Origin of the sequence: Rahnella laticis (genome assembly GCF_015644585.1) — a bacterium.
Lineage (GTDB): Bacteria > Pseudomonadota > Gammaproteobacteria > Enterobacterales > Enterobacteriaceae > Rahnella > Rahnella laticis.
In genome coordinates this window covers 480,944-500,153 of record NZ_JADOBI010000001.1, presented here as the reverse complement: position 1 = coordinate 500,153, position 19,210 = coordinate 480,944, and the positions used below count along the sequence as shown (strand labels likewise).

At 53.8% G+C, this 19,210-nt stretch carries 16 protein-coding genes and 1 tRNA gene; 7 read left to right on the top strand and 10 right to left on the bottom strand.

The window, feature by feature from the left end; all coding sequences use genetic code 11:
• Positions 1-72: 72 nt before the first annotated feature.
• Positions 73-1,290, bottom strand: coding sequence for a LysR family transcriptional regulator (locus tag IV433_RS02250; protein WP_195812605.1), 1,218 nt, complete (start codon positions 1,288-1,290; stop codon positions 73-75).
• 151 nt (positions 1,291-1,441) lie between these two features.
• Between IV433_RS02250 and galB the strand changes: the two genes are divergently transcribed.
• From galB to IV433_RS02230, 4 genes are read left to right on the top strand one after another with little or no spacing between them, the layout of a single operon-like run.
• Positions 1,442-2,188 carry a 4-oxalmesaconate hydratase gene (gene galB / locus IV433_RS02245; protein ID WP_195812606.1) on the top strand — a complete coding sequence of 249 codons (747 nt, stop codon included), beginning with the start codon at positions 1,442-1,444 and terminating at the stop codon, positions 2,186-2,188.
• Positions 2,185-2,910, top strand: coding sequence for a 4-carboxy-4-hydroxy-2-oxoadipate aldolase/oxaloacetate decarboxylase (locus IV433_RS02240; protein WP_195812607.1), 726 nt, complete (start codon positions 2,185-2,187; stop codon positions 2,908-2,910). The genes galB and IV433_RS02240 overlap by 4 nt, the downstream gene beginning before the upstream one ends.
• 9 nt (positions 2,911-2,919) lie before the next feature.
• On the top strand, positions 2,920-4,044 hold the full coding sequence (locus IV433_RS02235) for a 4-oxalomesaconate tautomerase (RefSeq protein WP_195812608.1): 1,125 nt from the start codon (positions 2,920-2,922) through the stop codon (positions 4,042-4,044).
• Complete coding sequence (locus IV433_RS02230) at positions 4,037-4,924, top strand: NAD(P)-dependent oxidoreductase (RefSeq protein WP_195812609.1); 888 nt, start codon at positions 4,037-4,039, stop codon at positions 4,922-4,924. Before IV433_RS02235 ends, IV433_RS02230 begins: the two co-directional genes overlap by 8 nt.
• Positions 4,925-5,553: 629 nt before the next feature.
• On the opposite strand, the gene IV433_RS02225 is transcribed toward IV433_RS02230, so the two are convergent.
• The 7 genes from IV433_RS02225 to IV433_RS02195 all read right to left on the bottom strand — a co-directional run bounded on the left by IV433_RS02225 (position 5,554) and on the right by IV433_RS02195 (position 12,727).
• The gene (locus IV433_RS02225) at positions 5,554-6,510 is read right to left on the bottom strand and encodes an oligopeptide/dipeptide ABC transporter ATP-binding protein (protein WP_195812610.1); all 957 of its coding nucleotides are present in this window, start codon (positions 6,508-6,510) and stop codon (positions 5,554-5,556) included.
• Positions 6,510-7,523: an ABC transporter ATP-binding protein gene (locus tag IV433_RS02220; protein WP_195812611.1), complete on the bottom strand. Its 1,014-nt coding sequence runs from the start codon at positions 7,521-7,523 to the stop codon at positions 6,510-6,512. The genes IV433_RS02225 and IV433_RS02220 overlap by 1 nt, the downstream gene beginning before the upstream one ends.
• A 1-nt stretch (position 7,524) precedes the next feature.
• Complete coding sequence (gene ddpC, locus IV433_RS02215; protein ID WP_152326901.1) at positions 7,525-8,436, bottom strand: D,D-dipeptide ABC transporter permease; 912 nt, start codon at positions 8,434-8,436, stop codon at positions 7,525-7,527.
• Positions 8,437-8,440: 4 nt separating this feature from the next.
• Positions 8,441-9,457: an ABC transporter permease gene (locus IV433_RS02210; protein WP_101076946.1), complete on the bottom strand. Its 1,017-nt coding sequence runs from the start codon at positions 9,455-9,457 to the stop codon at positions 8,441-8,443.
• 158 nt (positions 9,458-9,615) lie between these two features.
• Positions 9,616-11,196 (bottom strand): ABC transporter substrate-binding protein, encoded by a 1,581-nt coding sequence (locus IV433_RS02205; RefSeq protein WP_195812612.1) that lies wholly within the window; start codon positions 11,194-11,196, stop codon positions 9,616-9,618.
• A gap of 46 nt (positions 11,197-11,242) precedes the next feature.
• Positions 11,243-11,824, bottom strand: coding sequence for a D-alanyl-D-alanine dipeptidase (gene ddpX / locus IV433_RS02200; RefSeq protein ID WP_101076948.1), 582 nt, complete (start codon positions 11,822-11,824; stop codon positions 11,243-11,245).
• A 30-nt stretch (positions 11,825-11,854) separates the two neighbouring features.
• Positions 11,855-12,727 carry a MurR/RpiR family transcriptional regulator gene (locus IV433_RS02195; protein WP_195812613.1) on the bottom strand — a complete coding sequence of 291 codons (873 nt, stop codon included), beginning with the start codon at positions 12,725-12,727 and terminating at the stop codon, positions 11,855-11,857.
• 407 nt (positions 12,728-13,134) lie between these two features.
• Here IV433_RS02195 and IV433_RS02190 point away from each other — a divergent pair.
• A tRNA-Asn gene (locus tag IV433_RS02190) sits at positions 13,135-13,210 on the top strand.
• A 50-nt stretch (positions 13,211-13,260) separates the two neighbouring features.
• Here the strand turns inward: IV433_RS02190 and IV433_RS02185 are convergent.
• Positions 13,261-15,024 carry a sensor domain-containing diguanylate cyclase gene (locus IV433_RS02185; protein ID WP_195812614.1) on the bottom strand — a complete coding sequence of 588 codons (1,764 nt, stop codon included), beginning with the start codon at positions 15,022-15,024 and terminating at the stop codon, positions 13,261-13,263.
• Positions 15,025-15,422: 398 nt separating this feature from the next.
• Here IV433_RS02185 and IV433_RS02180 point away from each other — a divergent pair, with 398 nt between their 5' ends.
• On the top strand, positions 15,423-16,181 hold the full coding sequence (locus tag IV433_RS02180; RefSeq protein WP_195812615.1) for an EAL domain-containing protein: 759 nt from the start codon (positions 15,423-15,425) through the stop codon (positions 16,179-16,181).
• A 68-nt stretch (positions 16,182-16,249) separates the two neighbouring features.
• On the opposite strand, the gene IV433_RS02175 is transcribed toward IV433_RS02180, so the two are convergent.
• Positions 16,250-17,164, bottom strand: coding sequence for a GGDEF domain-containing protein (locus IV433_RS02175; RefSeq protein ID WP_195812616.1), 915 nt, complete (start codon positions 17,162-17,164; stop codon positions 16,250-16,252).
• A gap of 726 nt (positions 17,165-17,890) precedes the next feature.
• Between IV433_RS02175 and IV433_RS02170 the strand changes: the two genes are divergently transcribed.
• Entirely contained in the window at positions 17,891-19,180 is a 1,290-nt protein-coding gene (locus IV433_RS02170; RefSeq protein WP_195812617.1) for a glycoside hydrolase family 68 protein, read from the top strand.
• Positions 19,181-19,210: the final 30 nt, after the last annotated feature.

Here is a 19,210-nt window from a genome sequence, read left to right as displayed (position 1 = left end):
CCCCGGGCCAGCTATGTTCTGAACGCCAGCAGGCGCGTCTTCCGCAACAAATTAGAACAATCTGTAATGCCCTTAAGCACTGCAAACCTGCCGGATTTCCTCCACCAGCGCCTGGGCGGCGGGGGAAAGCAGGCTTCCTGCGCGGAAAGTCAGGCCGATGGCGCGGTGTGTATCGGCCAGATCCAGCGGCAGTTTTATCAGCTCGCCGCTTTCCAGTTCATGCTCAAGCTGGCGGGCGGAAACGGCGGCCAGCATATCCGAACCGAGCAGCAAGCCGCGCACGATGCCCAGATCGCCGCTTTCCACCACCGGATCGGGCGGCGGAATTTCCATCGCGGTAAAGCTGTTGTCCAGTAACCGTCGCGCCGGGGTTTCCGCACGCGGTAAGACCCAGCGCGCGGTACGCAGATGTTCCTGCGTTACCGGTTCACGGAGCAGCGGATGCCCTTTTCGCGCCAGAATCACCATGCTTTCGGTGAACAGCGTTTCTGTCACCATATCCGCCGCATAATCGTTCGAACGCAGCGCGCCGAAGATGAAATCCACCTCGCCCGAACGCAACTCGGACGCCAGCGCGCTGAACGCGCTTTCATTGGTGATCACTTTGACGCCGCCGTAACGCTGCGTCAGCCCGATGATCGCCTGTGGCAGCAAACGTGTCCGCCCGAGCGGCAGCGCGCCGACCTGCACGGTGCCTTCCAGCACGCCACGACGGGCGGCGATATCGGCGGGAATATGCCGCAGTTCGTTAAGCGCACGACGCAAATTCGGCACGATATCCTGCCCTGCCAGCGACGGCATCATGCCGTGCGGCGTGCGTTCCAGCAGCGCCAGACCGGCACCGTTTTCCAATACCTTTAACGCCGCGCTGACCGCTGGCTGGCTCAGCCCGAGCAGCGTGGCGACCGTCTGCATATGCCGCGTTTTACACAGCGAAATGAAAATCTGCAAACGACGGACATTAAACAGATACAGCGGTTCAGTTTCGCTGCGCGTTTGCCCGGCTTTGCCGTGTAATTTCGCCAGCTGCGACGGGATCAGCCGCAGTTCGGCAATCGCCCGGCGCGCACGCGGCAGCACGCATTTACCAAAATCGGTGAGCAACATTCCGTTGGCATGACGCTCAAACAGAGGCACGTCGAGAGCCTGTTCCAGATCGCGGATCGCCCGCGTCACCGCCGACTGCGTGCGGTAAAGCTCATCGGCTGCACGCGATACACTTCCCTGATCGACCACCTGACAAAAAGCGCGTATTTGCATCAGGTTACTCAGCATCTCGTCTTGTGCCATCCCCTTCTCCCGTCAGGTTTTTTTTCGTGACATCCCTCAGCAATATAAATAAAACGCATACCCCCTGCAATCAAATGAATTACCCGCCGCAGGCTCGGACTGACAGCATGGAACTCAGGCAATCTGATCACCCTAAACCCAGGATCTATCCATGACTCAGCCAAAAAAAGATGAAAGCAAAAGTGCATTAGTCGTCAGCGCCCACTCCGCCGACTTCGTCTGGCGCGCAGGCGGTGCCATCGCGAAACATACGCAGGCCGGTTACGCCGTTCACATCGTTTGCCTGTCTTTCGGCGAGCGAGGCGAATCCGCCAAACTGTGGCGTAAAGGCAATATGACCGAAGAGATTGTGAAAGCGTCGCGTCGCGAGGAAGCGATGGCCGCGGCTGAAATTCTGGGTGCTACCGTCGAATTTTTTGATATGGGCGATTATCCGCTGCGTGCCGATAAAGAATCGCTGTTCCGCCTGGCCGACGTTTTCCGCCGCGTGCAGCCGCATTTCGTTCTGACGCATTCCCTGAAAGACCCGTACAACTACGATCATCCGATGGCCACCCATCTGGCGCAGGAAGCGCGAATTATCGCTCAGGCAGAAGGTTATAAACCCGGCGAAACCATCGTCGGCGCACCGCCGGTTTACTGTTTCGAGCCGCATCAGCCGGAACAGTGCGAATGGAAACCTGACGTGCTGCTCGACATCACCGACGTCTGGGACAAAAAATATCAGGCGATTCAGTGCATGGCCGGCCAGGAACATTTGTGGGAATACTACACCCGCGTCGCCCAGCAGCGCGGCGTTCAGGCCAAGCGCAACGTCGGCATCACCAGCACCAAAAACATCGTTTACGGCGAAGGTTATCAGAGCATCTTCCCGCGCGTGACGGAGGATTTAGCATGAGCCTCATCGGCAAAAAAGGCGTGGTGGTGCGCAATATTCCACGAGCAAATTCTGTTGATGTCACGGCGCTGGCCGCTTTTGGGGTGGCCACCGTTCACGAAGCGCAGGGCCGCACTGGATTGATGGATCCCGCCATCCGTCCGATCCAGCAAGACTGCGCCATTTCCGGCAGCGCCGTCACCGTGCTCACCGCACCGGGCGATAACTGGATGTTCCACGTCGCCGTCGAACAATGTCAGCCGGGCGATATTCTGGTGGTCGCACCGACATCGCCCTGCTCCGACGGATTCTTCGGCGATCTGCTGGCCACTTCGCTGAAAGCACGCGGCGTCGTCGGGCTGGTGGCAGATCTTGGCGTACGTGATACCAAAACGCTGCGTGATATGGGATTCCGCGTGTGGTCACGGGCGGTTTACGCGCAGGGTACGGTGAAAGAAACGCTCGGATCGGTCAACGTGCCGGTGGTCTGCGCCGGTCAGCTGGTGTATCCGGGCGATGCCATTGTGGCGGACGACGACGGCGTGGTAGTGGTTCGCCGCGAAGACGTCGCGCGGGTGCGTGAAGCCAGCCGCCAGCGGGAAGCGCTGGAAGAAAGCAAACGGGCGCGGATGGCCGATGGCGAACTCGGGCTGGATATTTACAACATGCGTCCACGTCTGGCCGAAAAAGGGCTGAAATATTACGACTCCACCGCGGAGCTGGAACTGGCCGCCAAAGGCTGAGGAACCGTTATGCCACAGACCCGAATTCCCTGCCTGTTAATGCGCGGCGGCACGTCTAAAGGCGCCTTCTTTCTGGCTGACGATCTGCCGCGAGACCCGGCGTTACGCGACCGCGTTTTGCTGGCCGTTATGGGGTCGCCCGATCCGCGCCAGATAGACGGGCTGGGCGGTGCCGATCCGCTGACCAGCAAAGTAGCAATAATCCGCCCTTCTGCCCGCGCTGACGCCGATGTCGATTACCTGTTTGCGCAGGTTAACGTGGACAACGCCGTGGTGGACTACGGCCAGAACTGCGGCAATATTCTGGCCGCCGTCGGCCCGTTCGCCCTCGAACGGGATCTGATTGCCGCTCGAAACGGCATCACGCCGGTGCGTATTTATATGGAAAACACCGGGCAGATTGCCACGGCGCATGTCCCGGTTGAAGACGGTCAGGTTTGCTATCAGGGCGATTTGCGTATCGACGGCGTGCCGGGCACGGCGGCAAAAATCAGCGTGGAATTTGCGGATATCGCCGGTTCCAGCTGTGGCGCTTTACTGCCCACGGGCAATGCGCGGGACGTTTTCGACGGTACCGAAGTCACCTGTATCGATAACGGCATGCCGGTGGTTCTGCTGCGCGCGGCAGATTTAGGCCGCAGCGGCTATGAAAGCCGTGAACAGCTCGACGCCGATTCTGAGCTGAAAGCGCGTCTTGAATCGATCCGTTTACAGGCTGGTTTTAAAATGAATCTCGGCGACGTTTCACAGCGTACGGTACCTAAAATGACGCTTATCGCGGAACCGCGAAACGGCGGCGCAATATCGAGCCGGACGTTCATTCCACACCGCTGCCACGCCTCGATTGGCGTGCTCGGTGCGGTCAGCGTCGCCAGCGCCTGTCTGATCCCCGGCTCCGTGACCGAGGGACTGGCGCACACGCCGTCCGGTGGTATTCATGGCCCGGTATCGCTCATCAGCGTGGAACATCCGACCGGCGAATTCAGCGTTGAACTGCAACTCGACCCGGATAAAAGCGGCGCACAACGGCTGGCCGGATGCGCCCTTCTGCGCACCGCCCGCCTGATTTTTGAAGGCCGCGTCGCCATTCCCGCCAGCGTCTGGGGCGGCCATCAGGAGGCAGAGCATGACTGACATTACCCGTATAGCGATAATCGGTTTAGGCGAGGTCGGCACCATCCTTGCCACCGATTTGAAACAGCAGGATCCGCCGCCGGACATCGTCGCGTTCGATAAACAAACCGGCTCCGGCATCATCCGCGAACGCGCACAGCGCGCGGGGATCCGGCTGGCAGATTCACTGTCCGAAGCGCTCGCAGGCAGCCAGATTATTTTCTCCGCCGTGACCGCAGCGGAATCCCTGAACGTCGCCACCGCCGCTGCGCCTCATATCACGGCGCAGCACACCTTTCTCGATCTGAACTCCGTTTCCCCGAACACCAAACGCGCCGCGATGGCCGCAATCGAACAGGCTGGCGGCCATTACATCGACGTTGCCGTCATGGCCCCTTATCCGCCCGCAAGGCTGAAAACACCGTTACTACTTGGCGGAACACACGCACATACCGTCAGCGAATGGCTGAACCAGTGCGGGTTTAACAGCAAAGTCCACAGCAACGGGGTCGGCGAAGCATCGGCCATCAAAATGTGTCGCAGCGTGATGATCAAAGGGCTGGAAGCCCTGACCGCCGAATGCCTGAGCGCTGCGCGTCAGTACGGTGTCGAAAACGAAGTGCTGGCCTCGCTGCACGCCAGTTTCCCGTCACTCGGCTGGGACGACAAATTGCCGCATTACCTGATCAGCCGGATTGCCGAACACGGAAAGCGCCGCGCCGAGGAAATGCGGGAAGTGGTAAAAACCCTGGAAGATGCCGGCGTCGCCGGCGCCATGAGCAGTGGGATTGTGCGCGTGCAACAAGAGGTTGTTGATGAACTGGCGGCAAAAGGGGTGAGGTATTCGGACCTTGAGCCGTTTAATTGGGTGAGTATGGTGGATCTTTTGCATCGCCGGTGATGCGAACCGGAAAGACTTCAGTTTTTCACTTGCAGTGAGAGGCTCGCGTCTGACCGGGAAAGTTTCGGTTTTTCAATTGCGGTGATCGCTCAGTTCAACACCTTGGGCTCGCCGCCCAAACTGGCCTCAAGGAGCGCCTATCGCCGCGCCCCTTGAGAATCCCGGGCTCTTTAACTGCGCGCTATCGCTGGGTCGAAGGATGTGTTCTGTTACTTCCGCGTGTGGCGCGAAATCTTGCCGCTGCGCGGTTCCTTCCTCGAGGGCTTCGAGCCTTGTGGTCTCGAACCCTCGGTCAGCAAAATTTCTGAGCGCGCCATCCCACCTGTTTAAAAGACAAAACCAGTCTGCATTTGAATTTAGAGAAGTCAGTGGCCGCTTTCAAAACGACGTCGAATGAGTGATGAGAAACGGCGAGAGTCTCTTTTCTCGCTGGTTCGAATCCGAAATGAGAGCACCGCGCAGCGGCGGCGTTTGCGGCACTAGCCGGAGTTTCTGGAACATAGTCCGCGAGCGGTAGCGCGCAGTTAAAAAGCGCGGGAGTCAAGAGGGCGCGCGCGTTAACGCGCCCTTTGGGCCAGTTTGGGCGGCGAGCCCAAGGTTTTGATGTTTATTACGGTTACAAAGCGCTCTTATGCCCGCTCCGGCATAACCCGATGACATCTCACCACCACCTCGTTTGCCCCGCAAACCAGATCCTGCGGCATCTGGCATCCATCGCCCGCCAGCGGGCATCGCTCCCGGAAATAGCATCCCATCGGCAGGTTCCGGTTGCCCGGTAACTCCCCTTTTTTATCGACGACGCCGTCATCTAACAGCCGTCCGGCGCGGGGCACGGAATCGAGCAGCAAACGGGTGTACGGATGCTGTGGTTCTGTCAGCACTTTTTCTGCGGCGCCCAGTTCGACGATCTGCCCGAGGTACATTACCGCCACGCGGTCACTCATGTGGCGCACGACGGAAACATTATGGGAAATCAGCACGAACGTCAGGCCGCGCTGGCGTTGCAGTTCCACCAACAGGTTGAGGATCTGCGCCTGTACGGAAATATCCAGCGCCGAGGTGGGTTCGTCGAGCACGATGATGTCCGGCTCTGACGACAACGCGCGGGCGATGGAAATGCGCTGGCGCTGACCGCCGGAGAATTCATGCGGTAAACGGTCCAGATATTCTTTGCGGATGCCGACCTGCCCGGCCAGCGTGGCGGCGAGTTCACGGCGTTCGCGGCTGCTGTTGTGTTTCTGCACAAACACCGGTTCGGTGATAATTCGCCAGACGGGCAGACGCGGATCCAGCGACGATTGCGGATCCTGAAACACCATTTGCATGCCGGAACCGAACCACGAATTATCATGGCGCGCCCGGTGAATTTCTCCGCTGCTTGGCTTTTGCAACCCCATCAGCAACTGAGCCAGCGTGCTTTTACCGCAACCGGATTCGCCAACTATCCCCAGCGTTTCGCCGCGAATGATATTCAGATCCAGCCCGTTGAGCGCGTGGACGTAACCGGTCGGTTTGCCGCGCCAGTTAAAACTGGCAGGGAAACGCACGCGGACATCCTGCAATTCGACTAACGCTTCAGCAATCATCAGGAAATTTCCTCAGTGCGGTGGATGGGGATTTGCGGATGCCAGCAGGCCACCGACTGACGCGGAAATTGCGGCAACGGCGCGAGCCCCGGCGTTTGGGTGCAGCGGTCATCGGCGTGATTACAGCGTCCGCGAAACGCACAGCCCTGCGGCAGTTTCGAGAGATTCGGCACAGTGCCCGGAATGGCTTTGAGCAGGCTGCGCGGTTCGCCATTTTCCGGCGCGGCCTGCAACAGACCGATGGAATACGGGTGCGACGGCGAGTCGATCACGTCCGTCGTGTTGCCGCTTTCAATCACATGCCCGGCATACATCACGTACACGCGGTCGCAAAGTTGTGAAACCACCGCCATGTCGTGGGTGATGAATAAAACGGCGGTGCCGCTGGCGCGGGCTTTACGCTGCAAAAGGCGAAGAACCTGACGCTGGACGGTGACATCCAGCGCAGTCGTCGGTTCATCGGCGATAATCAGTTCGGGTTCGCAGGAAAACGCCATCGCAATCAGCACGCGCTGGCGCATGCCGCCGGAGAGTTCGAACGGATAACGCGACATCACCTGCTCCGCGTCGGCAATCTGCATATCCTCCAGCAGGCCGGTGGCTTTTTTCCAGGCCTGCGCTTTGCTGATTTTCTGGTGCAGGCAGATCACCTCGCACATCTGCCGCCCGATTTTGCGTGTCGGGTTCAGCGCGTTCATCGGTTCCTGAAAAATCATCGCCACCCGCGCGCCGCGCAGCGTACGCATCTGTTCTTCACTGGCGTGAACCACATCGGTGCCCAGCATGCGCAATTCCCCGCCGGTCACGGTGAAACCGTCCGGTGGCAGAAGACGCATCGCCATCATCGCCGTGACTGATTTACCGGAACCGGATTCACCGACCACGCCGACAATTTCGCCCGCACGTACCGACAGCGATACCTGATTGAGGGCTTTCACTTCGCCGCCGTAGACCGGGAAAACCAGTTGCAGGTTGTCGATTTCCAGAACCGGCGCGTTGTTTTGTTCCGCCATTTCAGCGCCCTCTGCTTTTCGGATCGAGCAGGTCGCGCAGACCGTCGCCGAACAGGTTAAAACCGGTGGCGGTGATCAGGATCGCCACGCCGGGGAAGGCGGAATACCACCACTGGTCGAGAATATAATTGCGGCCATTCGATACCATCGCGCCCCATTCGGCGGTCGGTTGCTGTGCGCCAAGACCGATGAACCCTAAGGTTGCGGCCATCAGAATCGACGTGCCGATATCGAGTGATGCCTGCACCACCAGCGGCGGCATCACGTTGCGCAAAACGTGCCAGGTAATAAGATGCCAGCGCGATGCGCCAAAGGTGCGCGTGGCCTGCATGTACGCCTGATGACGCAACATCAGTGTCTGGCCGCGCGCCAGCCGGACGTAAAACGGAATGCGCACCACGGCAATCGCCAGCATCGCGTTGAACAGACTCGGCCCGAGCGCCGCCGCGAGCGCCATTGTTAAGACCAGCGACGGCACCGACAGCATGATGTCCATGCAGCGCATAATCAGCGCGTCCACAACACCGCCGACCACGCCGGAAAAACAACCAAGCAGTGAGCCAATCGTGCCCGCAATAATCACCACCGCCAGCCCGGCGGCGACCGATTGCTGGCTGCCGATCAGCACGCGGCTGAACAGGTCGCGACCGACTTCATCGGTGCCAAACCAGTGCGCGGCAGACGGTGCCTGCAAGCGGTCGGTCAGGCTGATGGCGTTCGGGTCGTGTGGCACCAGCCACGGCGAAAAAATCATGATAAACAGGACGATGAGCATGATCGCCAGCCCGAGCATCGTCAGCGGGCTGCGGCTCAGCAGATGAAACGTCCGCCGCCAGGTGGCGAAGCGCGGTTTGACGTCCGGCGGCACAATACCCGCACGGTGGTTATTCACGCCAGGTTCAATCACAGACATTCGCTCACCCCTCCCGGCCAATGCGCGGGTCAATCCACACATACAGCAAATCCACGCACAAATTGACGATGACGTAAGCAAACGACACCACCACCGCAAAGCCCATCACCGCCGGGAAATCCAGCGCCTGAATCGAATTCACCACATAAGCGCCCATTCCCGGCCAGGCGAAAACCGTTTCGGTCAGCACCGCGCCGTAAAGCAGATCGCCCATCGCCAGCCCGAGTACGGTCACGGACGGGATCAGCGCATTCGGCAGCGCGTGACTCAAAATCACCCGCCAGCGCGATAAGCCGTTGGCGCGCGCGGTGCGGATATAATCTTCACTCAGCTGTTCAAGCATCGCAGAACGGATTTGCCGCGCCACAATGCCCATGTGGACGAACGCCAGCGTCAGCGCGGGCATCGCCAGATGCTGAAGGCTGTTCCAGAACGTGTCCCAGTTACCGGTCAGCAGCGAATCGAGCACATAAAAGCCGGTGATATTGGCCGGCGGATCCAGCCAGTCGTCCAGCCTGCCGCCGCCCGGCAACAGGTTCAGATGTCCATAGAAGAGAATTATCACGCCCAGCCCCAGCCAGAATGCCGGGGTGGAAATCCCCAGAACCGACAGCAAACGCACCAGATGATCGGGGAATTTATTGCGGTACACCGCCGACAGCACGCCCAGCGGTATACCCAGCACGATGGCCAGAAACAACGCGCTGACGGCCAGCTCGAGCGTAGCGGGGAAGAAAGCCTTAAGATCGTCGAGAACCGGCCTGCCGGTGCGGATCGACGTCCCCAAATCGCCGTGCAACAGGTCGCTCACATAACGGAAAAACTGCACATACAAAGGCTGATTCAGCCCGAGCTGCTCGCGGATATGTTCGACCATTTCGTTGCTTGCACGGTCACCCGCCAGCAGACGCGCCGGATCGCCGGGGATCATGTGCGAGATGATAAAAGTGATGACGCAAACGCCCGCCATCACCAGTATCAAACCCCAGCATCGCTGACGGATTAGAGTCCAGAAAGTCATATTTCCCCTTAAAACCCTGCATATTTCGCGCTGCTGATGCGTTGGCTGCGCTCACTCACCCCGGTCACATAGTTCACTATGCTCCCGGGGATCCCTTCACTTGCCGCCTTTCCGCAACCCGAACTATTTTGGGTTTAAAGCGGAAATCCTGCGGATAATTACTTCTTGCTCATTTGGGCAACATTAAAGACCTGCTCAAGCATCGGGTTGAAAACGAAACCTTTGACGTCTTTGTTCATCGCGACCTGATAGTTTTTCTGGAACAGATAGACATACGCCGCTTCGTCGATGACAATTTTCTGCGCCTGCTGGTAGTAATCCGTCCGCTGTTTCTGATCCGTTACCGACACCGCTTTTTTCAGCAGCGCATCGACGTCAGGATTGGAATAGAACGAACGGTTGCCCGGCAGCCCTTTTTTGTCGGACTCGAACCAGTAGTTCATGAACATGTACGGATCGGCGAAATCCGGGCTCCAGTTACCGATCGAAATGTCGTAATCGCCCTGCCCGATACGGTCGCGCATGGTGGCGTTCGCCAGTTTTTCCAACTTCACGTTGATCCCGGCCTGACCGAGGCTGGCCTGCACGGCAAGCGCGATGGATTCCCAGTTCGGATCGTTATCGGAATAGAGGAAATCCAGCGTCTGCGGCTTGTCTTTCACTTTTTCCAGATCGGCTTTCGCCTGTGTCAGATCCAGGGTGTATTGTTTGGCCGTCGGGTCAAAACCCCACATGCCATCCGGGATCGGCCCGCGCATTTGTTTGGCGTTACCGCCGAGAATGCCCTTCACCATGCCCTGATAATCCACCGCAGACGAAATCGCGCGGCGCAAATCCACCTGATTAAGCGGCGTTTTGGCGTTGTTGAGATACAGATACGTCACGCGCAGCGACGGGAATTCCTCAACCGCTACTTTGTCTTCTTTCTTCAGCGCCGCCAGCTGATCCATCGGCAGTGAATCGGCAATATCCAGATCGCCGCGCGACAGTTGCAGACGGCGCGTGGCGCTCTCACCAATAATCTTGACCGTGACACGTTTAAAAGCCGGTTTTGCGCCGTTGTAGTGCGGGTTCGGCACCAGCACCAGTTGCTGGCCTTTCTGCCAGCGATCAAGTTTATACGGGCCGGAACCGGCGGTATGACCGGCCAGCCAGGCCTTGCCCTCATCAGCCGGATTGGCTTTGGCAATCGCCGGATTCACAATGCCCGCACCGTCATTGGCCAGCGTATACAGGAATGGCGCGAACGGCGTTTTCAGCGTGAACGTCACGGTCAGCGGATCCACCACCGTCACCGCCATGTCTTTTGGAAAGGCTTCCGACGGCCCCTGCGCAATTTTCATCAGGCGTTCAAACGACCATTTCACCGCATCGGCATTGACGTCGGTGCCGTCGTCAAATTTCGCGCCCGGCTTGAGTTTAAATGTCCAGACCAGCTGATCCGGCGACGCCGTCCAGCTTGCCGCTAAGTCCCCTTCTACCTGCGTGGAGCCTTTGCCGTTTTCGGTTTTGTACTGCACCAGACGCTGGTACGCCGGATACGTCACCGTCCAGTCGTTGTTATCGATTGTCACCGCGGGATCCAGCGTTTGCGGGTCAGCGGCTTTGCCGATCACCAGCATGTCTTTCGGAACGGCGGCCTGCGCGGCAAAACTCAAACCTGACAGGGCGAGAAAAATGGCACCGGCGATCCGTGTTTTATGGGTTTTACGGAACGTGCTGATTGCTGTGTTGCTCATCGGAGAACTCCTGGCTTTATGAAAAGTGATAAGAGACTTGCAATGATTACGCGGCGTTAACCGGCGGATAGCAGCCGAACCGCTCGTCCAACAACGGATACGTTTTGGCATCCGGTAATTCGAAGTGCCACCACTCGCTGGTGATGCCTTTAAAACCGCCCGCCGCCATCACGGCGTTGAGCAGTAAACGGTTTCGCTGGATCACCGGCGGTAAATCCGGGTAAAACGGGTGCGAAACTTCGGTCATTTCATCAAATCCCGCGCCCATATCCAGCACATCGCCCTGTTCATCAAGCAACGTCAGATCAACCGCCACGCCCCGGCTGTGGTGCGAACCGAGTTTGATATCCACGACGTAATCCGGATTCGGGAATGCCGCCCATAAACAGGCCTGCGCCGCCTGCGGCCGGTAGGCGTCGTAGATTTTCAGCCGGAATCCCGCCAGCTTCGCGACCGCATTGCAGCGCACCAGCGCAGCGGCCGCGTCGGGGTGCAGCAGGCAGCGCGATTCACGGTAAATCGGCTGACCGGTCAGGTTATCGGCGGTGGCATATTTCAGGTCGATCACCGCGTCTGGCAGGCTTTGCGCCAGATCAATCAGGGCAACGTCGGGTATTTTTGTGTTCATCAATAAACTCTGTCCGCTGGTTTTAGAAAATTACGATTCAAATTGTCCGAGCTGTTTCTGCAAAATCCGGTTGTTCGCCAGCCGCTGTTCCACATCGTTCCCGCGCAGTTCCAGCACCGAAGAACACAGCAGGTTGAAGAGGCAGCTGAGCGGCGCCATCGAATCCCAGAACTGGCCGGTATCCGTTTTCACCTGCAATAAATCAACCGGATAATCGCGCGCCCACGGACAGTAAATGTCGGTGATCAGCGCCACGTTCAGGCCACGTTCGCAGGCCGCTTCACAATAGGTTTGCGCCATTTTTGAGTAAGCGCGGGTATCGGTCACCACCAGATAAGGCTGCGCGAATTCCGAATTGAGCGATTCCACGTAAGTGCCGGAAAGCCCGTCGGCGAAATAGACTTTCGGACGAAGATATTCGAGATAGCTCGAAAAATTATTGGCGATGCCGCGCACCGACTGAATGCCGAGAATAAACACCGCGTCGGCCTCTGCCAGACGGCGGCTGACCTGCGCAAAACTGTCGGTCTGTGCCAGCTGATAAACGTGATTAATGGCTTCAAGTTCGAGCGTCAGCGATTGCTCTAATTTTTCCTGTTGCGGCTGTTTGCTGCGTTTGCGGTAAGCGCCCAGACGGTCAGTGACGACCCACGGCTGATACGCAGTTCCGCTTTGCTGGCGCAGCGTTTGCTTGAAATCATCCAGGTTGCGGTAGCCCAGGCTGCGCAGGTAACGCCCGACAGAAATGCCGCTGGTCGCCGCGCTGCGCGCAATGCTGTCGGCGGTTTCGAACGGAATTTGCGCCAGATTCGCCAGCAGATATCCGGCAATGCGCTTCCCCGTCGGCGTTTGCGCGGAGAATGACGCTTCGATTTGTTCAATCACATCCTGCGCTGGCTGCATCGGTTAATCCCCTGTTGCTGCTTTTGTTGCTTCATTGTCAAAAAACTAGCCGTTGTTAGTAAAATAACAATGCACGGGGTGTGCCAGTTCCCACAAATGTGTGAAATTTGTGCAGCAGATCGGGGTTTGTGACGATTTAATGAACAAAAAGTGGCAAAGAACGTGCTTAGGAATTTGTAAAACGCTGCTTACACGCAACCACTGCACAACAATCAGGCAACTTGTGGTTGTTTTTAGTGCAAAGGGTTTACGGGATGATGAGAAAAGAAGTAAAAATGGGAGAGGATTTAATCACTTTGTCTTAAGAGTCAACAAGTTGAATATTAAGAGAGCACTCAGACAAGTTTTTGCGTTAACCCTTTGACATGCCCACAGCCAGTCGCTATTATTCGCCCCGTTCCAACGATTCCTCTGTAGTTCAGTCGGTAGAACGGCGGACTGTTAATCCGTATGTCACTGGTTCGAGTCCAGTCAGAGGAGCCAAATTAGAGACGCCCGCTTAAGGAAACTTAAGCGGGCGTTTTGCTTTGGTATTAAATCTGACTTTTATTTCTGTCGTGATACCAGACTTCCAAATCACCGGCCCTCATCGGCCTGGCGTAAACATAACCCTGTACCTCGTCACACCCCAACCCACGCAGGATGTCGACCGTTTGGTCATCTTCCACACCTTCGGCCAGCACCACATAATCAAGTTGCTTAAGCAACCTGACAACGTTGCGCACAATGATTCGGCTGGCTTTATCGCTGGCAATTTTACTGACTATCGAACGGTCGAGTTTAATGATGTCCATGGGGATCTGACGCAGATAATTGATATTGCTGTAGCCCGAACCAAAATCATCCAGTGAAATTTTAAATCCGCGTAACTTCAGCATCTCAAGCCCGTTGAGAGCCGCCGGGCTTTCCAGCATTTTCTCCGTTTCCAGACATTCAACACCCAGCAAAGCGGTTGTCAGCCCGGCATTTCGCATTTTTTGGTCGAGTTCATCAGCAAAATCGGGCCGCGAAAAATCGCTGGCGGCCAGATTAATTGAAACAGGCAGAGAAATTCCCTGATCGCGCCACAGGCCTAACTGGGCGATGGCATGATCAATCACCCACCCCGTGAGCTCCCGCATCAGGCTGGTCCGTTCCACCAGCGGGATAAATAACCCCGGTAAAACCTCACCGTGCGTAGCATGCTTCCAGCGCAGCAGCGCTTCGACGCCCGTAATCTGACCGGTCAGCAGCGAAACTTTCGGCTGATAGACCAGATACAATCCCCGGTCTTCATGGAGCGCCTCTCTCAGCCCCGTGAGCAGGCTGAAATCATTCTTCTTACGGTTATCGAGCACCTCATCGTAGGTCATATACCGGTGCCCGTGACTTATTGCTTCATGCAATGCACTCACCGCGCGACGCAGGATTTCACCCGGCGTCATGGCGTTATCACAGCAGCCTGAATCGCCGATATGAATATCCAAATCCAGCGGAACCTCAGGGTTGATTTTGGCCTGTATTCCCCGCAGACAGCGGGCGACATTTTCGAGGGCCGAATTCTCTTTATCGTGGGTGAAATAGGCAAACCGCCCCACCGCCACGGCGTAAAGTTGTTCGGTCAGTTGCAGCCGGGCCTGAAGCTGCACCGCCATGTCGCGCAATAAATTTTCCACGGCGGTCATGCCCAGTGACCGCGCCATTTCGTACGCAAACGGCATGTCGATACAGTCAATGATGACGAGTTTGAACGTGCTCTCTTTTGACACAGCGATATCTTTAAGCATCCGCTGCCGGTTCGGCAACAGCGTCACAATGTCGATATATCCGACGTTATGCCAGGACGCCAGAAAGCCCGACACTAACCCGGCCAGTTGTTCGAAAATATTAATCTGCTCGCCGGACAGAGTGCGCGGTTGAGTATCTAAAAGGCACAATGTCCCTACGGCTACCCCATCCTGCGTTTTGAGCGGGCAACCGGCATAAAAGCGAACAAAAGGCGCCTCAGTAACGGCGTCGTAAGTTTTGAAATCAGGATGCCGTTGAGTATCCGGGCAAATATACGTTTCGCCGTGTTCCAGCGTATTTGTGCAAAATGCTTCGCCGAGGCTCGTTTCTGTCACCGTCATATTCTGGGCGGATTTGATGTACTGTTTTTCATCATCCAGAACGGAAACAAAGCACATCGGCATATCGAGTAGCTGGCAGGCCAGAAGTGTATATTTTTTTAACGCCTCATCCCGGACCTCATCATGGCTCTTGAGCAGGTTTATCGCTGCGCGCTTTTTACTTTCATCGCTGCTGAGATCAGTCAACATAGCAATACTCCGTTGTAATGAGTCTTTTCTATTCCCTTGCCTGTGGTCATACCTTCGTTAGCCTGACAAAGGTGACAACATTGGCGTCACATCACATCCTATCGCCACATTATAAAGTTTCCCAGTAAATGTCGGCGTCAACTACCGCATGCTGCCCACATCGTATTGTGAACAGATCCCTAATAGAAAACCCTTGCCTGCGGTGTCCGCGGGAATATCCATAACGGACAGCCCTCGAAAATATTATGATTGCTAATGTTTTTATCCGTTTTTTAAAAAGATATAACGCTTAAAATCAGTCAATTAGATTTGTTTCATCGATCAATAGATATTAATCAATAGGTTTTATCATAGGAAAGATCGATCGATATGTGTTTATTAATTCGCGAAAGTGATCAATGATCACCTCTGCGAAATGGCGGACTTTTAAGGAGGAGATGATGTTGCGTTTAAATTTTCAAGTCTCATGCAAATTCAGATGTGAGCCTATCTATAGTGTCGGAGGTTTACTACATGCAGTCGAATTATTAACGGGCTTCGAAGGTGGATACAGCGGCGGAAAAATCGAACCTCAAAAATTTATCAGTTCCCTGGATACAAAATCTAAACACCAGTTATTGCTAGCACAGCTCACTGAAATTAACGCGCGATCCCCGTTTTTTAAACGAAATAAATTGCTTTGCTCCCTCAATATCGACCAAAGCATGGCAATTATGATATTAGAAGATCATCATATAAAAGAAATCCTGGACAGTAATGATTTTATAAGACTGGAAATATCTGAACGGTTCCCCAAAATAGATAAATTAGAAGGCAATATACTGGTAGACACGCTGTCCGGCAAATATAAACTATGGCTAGACGACTACGGTACTGATTTCAGCAATATCAATACGCTGAAAAACACTCAATTTGAATCAGTCAAAATAGATAAAAAATTCTTTTGGGAAAATGGTGATTCCGTCATGTGGCCAACCATTATCGATAATATCAGCCAGTATTGCAGCTCAATCATTGTTGAAGGTGTTGAAACCGGAACCCAGCTAAGAAATCTGCGATATAGCGGCGTCTCCTGTGCACAAGGTTTTCTGTTCCCTTCCGTTCCCCTGGAAGATATCGAAATACTGATGCCCGGGAAAGGTCAAACTCATTTATAAATACGTTAATCTATCCTGTGAACGATATCGATAAATGAGTCATCTGCCGCGACGTAACAGCAACAATGTCAGGCGGCGGATTCACTGAGTGTCATGGTCTTATTTTTCCCGCTTGTTTTGGCTGTATATAGCGCGTTATCCGCGGCTGCTATGGTTTCAAGCACTGATTGTGTTTCAATGTGCTCAGCCAGGCCTATGGAAACGGTGACATGTACTTCATGGCTGTCTAACTTTATGTTGCTGTCCTGAATAACAAGCCTGATGTCCTCTGCTATCCTGGCTGCATTCGCTAAATCAGCGTTTATAAAAACAATGAACTCTTCCCCGCCGTATCTGCCGACGAAATCATTGTCCCTGACATTTTCCTTCACAAGATAAGCAATTCTTTTAATCACTTTATCGCCAAAAGGATGCCCGAAGGTATCATTCAGATATTTAAAGTTATCAATATCCAGCATGAGCACACAAAATTTCTCACAATAAGATTCATTCAGTGATTCAATATAGGCATCAATACTTCTTCGGTTGTTGATCCCTGTGAGGGGATCCGTTTTTGAAGCTTTTTTGAAAAACAACTCTCTTTTAGATAAATTAATTAAGTTATTTAAAAAAACATAGACCAGCGAGATATACAGCAAACTCAGAATGGTTTTAATTATGGCAAGAGCCCAGTAGCCATTTTCATTCAGTGCGCTGATGTGTGTGAGCAAATTAAAGGCTTGCGCAATACAGTATGAGTATATTACGTAACGGATCCGCATCCGTCCCCTGACATTAAAGAGGAGTAACATCACAAAATAAACAAGTGAAAACGCATCATAGAATGTCGATATGCCAAATAAAAAAACAGCACTGACAATCAGGCTTGCAAAGAATGTCGGATACCCGAAGACAATAAGGCCAAAAGTGATTGGGGATATAACAACACTGTAAATACTTGTATTATGTTGCTCCCCGATATTGAATAAATAAATGCTAGCCAAACCCAGGACTATTCCTAGCAATATTTTCAATGATACGTGTTCGCTCAGGGCAGAGCTGTAGTTTATCAATGGAATGGAGATACAAGTATAGGTTATACATATACCCACGAGCGTGTTAATAAACGTTAACTCTATGAAGTCCATAACAAGGTAGCCACTGTAATTAAATCACACGAAAGAGTGTATCTTTTCCACAAACAAGTAACAAGGAAGCCTGTCAGGTAGAAACTGGCGTTGTTATCAGGAATATTTGCTTGTTTTTACGAAGATACACTTTCCTGTATGCGTAGCGAACAAGTTTTTTCCACAATATTATTGTTTCAGGCGAGAAAAAGCAGGTTTTATAACTAAAAAATTTCACCACTGAACCAGGAAGATTTCATGTTGATAAAAGAGAATTCATTAATTTTCCTAAAGTATTGGCGCTTCTGCAACTCGAAATAAGGACTTCATTATGGTTTTTTATATTTCAAACTCTTACAAACTGACTGCTCCCCTGCATGTACCCGGATAATTTTTTAAGAAAATAATACCCCTTTATATTTATTCCGTTTAATTCACTCTGCGCCCTGCCGTCCCTCACACAACTCGATCTGCTTTATCAGATTATTTTTATTCTTCAATATTAATCCTGCCAGACGGTCCTGAATTTATAAATCAGACGGACAAAATGGTGAGTTAATAAATTGGATTTTATTTTTTACTTTAAAAATGATGAGGTGGTTTATGAGTAAGATTTATGACAACGATTTGCAGGAACAACCGGCGAAAAATTCAAGCATCTGGACACGTGCAGACGCCCTGAAAGTGAACGAAAATGACCCGACCACAACGCAACCGCTGGTCAGTGCTGATTTCCCGGTAATGAGTGACACGGTGTTCATCTGGGATACCATGCCACTGCGTGATATTGACGGAAAAGTACTCTCAGTTAATGGCTGGTCCGTTATTTTCACACTGACAGCTGATCGTGAGCCTGAAAATCCTGACTATATTGATGCCAATGGTAACTACGATATTGCTCTGGATTGGAATAATCGTCATGGCCGGGCAAAAATGTGTTTCTGGTATTCCAAAACAGGGAAGAATTGGAAATTTGGCGGCCGTGTAATGAAAGAAGGTGTTTCTCCTACGACCCGGGAGTGGGCTGGCTCCCCTATTTTGTTAAATAATCAGGGTGAGATTGATCTGTATTACACAGCGGTCACGCCGGGCGCTACGATTGTCAAAGTCCGTGGCCGCATCACGACCTCTAATAAAGGTGTCAGTCTTAGCGATTTTACGAACGTGAAGGCACTGTTTGAGGCTGACGGCAATCTTTACCAGACAGAAGCACAAAACCCGTACTGGGGTTTTCGCGACCCGTTCCCCTTCCGCGATCCAAAAAGCGGCAAATTATATATGTTGTTTGAAGGAAATGTGGCCGGTGCGCGGGGTACACATATTGTCGGCCCTGACGAGATCGGTGATGTTCCGCCGGGTTATGAAAATGTGGGTAATTCACGTTATCAGACAGGCTGCGTAGGTATTGCAGAAGCCGATGACGACAATGGGGATAGCTGGACATTGCTCCCGCCGCTGGTGACCGCGGTTGGCGTGAACGACCAGACTGAGCGCCCGCATTTTGTGTTCCAGGACGGTAAATATTATCTGTTCACAATCAGCCATAAATTTACTTATGGTGATGGTTTAACAGGGCCGGATGGGGTCTATGGCTTTGTCAGCGACGAGATTTTTGGACCTTATGTTCCGCTCAACGGTTCAGCATTAGTGCTGGGGAATCCGCCATCTCAGCCCTTCCAGACCTACTCGCACTACGTCATGCCCAATGGATTAGTGACGTCATTCATTGATAGCGTCCCTGCAGACAAAACTACCACCGGTATGGATTACCGCATCGGCGGCACGGAAGCACCTACGGTCAAAATCAAGATTAAGGGTGATCGCACTTTTGTGGTCGATGAATATGATTACGGATACATTCCGCCAATGGCTGACGTAATCCTTAAAGCCTGACCCTCTGCGTTTTCTGGCTTACGTTAATAT

What these genes read in the sequence shown, in the direction of transcription:
- IV433_RS02250 (WP_195812605.1), bottom strand. Translation starts at nt 1,290, where the DNA reads ATGGCACAAGACGAGATGCTGAGTAACCTGATGCAAATACGCGCTTTT.
- galB (WP_195812606.1), top strand. Translation starts at nt 1,442, where the DNA reads ATGACTCAGCCAAAAAAAGATGAAAGCAAAAGTGCATTAGTCGTCAGC.
- IV433_RS02240 (WP_195812607.1), top strand. Translation starts at nt 2,185, where the DNA reads ATGAGCCTCATCGGCAAAAAAGGCGTGGTGGTGCGCAATATTCCACGA.
- IV433_RS02235 (WP_195812608.1), top strand. Translation starts at nt 2,920, where the DNA reads ATGCCACAGACCCGAATTCCCTGCCTGTTAATGCGCGGCGGCACGTCT.
- IV433_RS02230 (WP_195812609.1), top strand. Translation starts at nt 4,037, where the DNA reads ATGACTGACATTACCCGTATAGCGATAATCGGTTTAGGCGAGGTCGGC.
- IV433_RS02225 (WP_195812610.1), bottom strand. Translation starts at nt 6,510, where the DNA reads ATGATTGCTGAAGCGTTAGTCGAATTGCAGGATGTCCGCGTGCGTTTC.
- IV433_RS02220 (WP_195812611.1), bottom strand. Translation starts at nt 7,523, where the DNA reads ATGGCGGAACAAAACAACGCGCCGGTTCTGGAAATCGACAACCTGCAA.
- ddpC (WP_152326901.1), bottom strand. Translation starts at nt 8,436, where the DNA reads ATGTCTGTGATTGAACCTGGCGTGAATAACCACCGTGCGGGTATTGTG.
- IV433_RS02210 (WP_101076946.1), bottom strand. Translation starts at nt 9,457, where the DNA reads ATGACTTTCTGGACTCTAATCCGTCAGCGATGCTGGGGTTTGATACTG.
- IV433_RS02205 (WP_195812612.1), bottom strand. Translation starts at nt 11,196, where the DNA reads ATGAGCAACACAGCAATCAGCACGTTCCGTAAAACCCATAAAACACGG.
- ddpX (WP_101076948.1), bottom strand. Translation starts at nt 11,824, where the DNA reads ATGAACACAAAAATACCCGACGTTGCCCTGATTGATCTGGCGCAAAGC.
- IV433_RS02195 (WP_195812613.1), bottom strand. Translation starts at nt 12,727, where the DNA reads ATGCAGCCAGCGCAGGATGTGATTGAACAAATCGAAGCGTCATTCTCC.
- IV433_RS02185 (WP_195812614.1), bottom strand. Translation starts at nt 15,024, where the DNA reads ATGTTGACTGATCTCAGCAGCGATGAAAGTAAAAAGCGCGCAGCGATA.
- IV433_RS02180 (WP_195812615.1), top strand. Translation starts at nt 15,423, where the DNA reads ATGATCACCTCTGCGAAATGGCGGACTTTTAAGGAGGAGATGATGTTG.
- IV433_RS02170 (WP_195812617.1), top strand. Translation starts at nt 17,891, where the DNA reads ATGAGTAAGATTTATGACAACGATTTGCAGGAACAACCGGCGAAAAAT.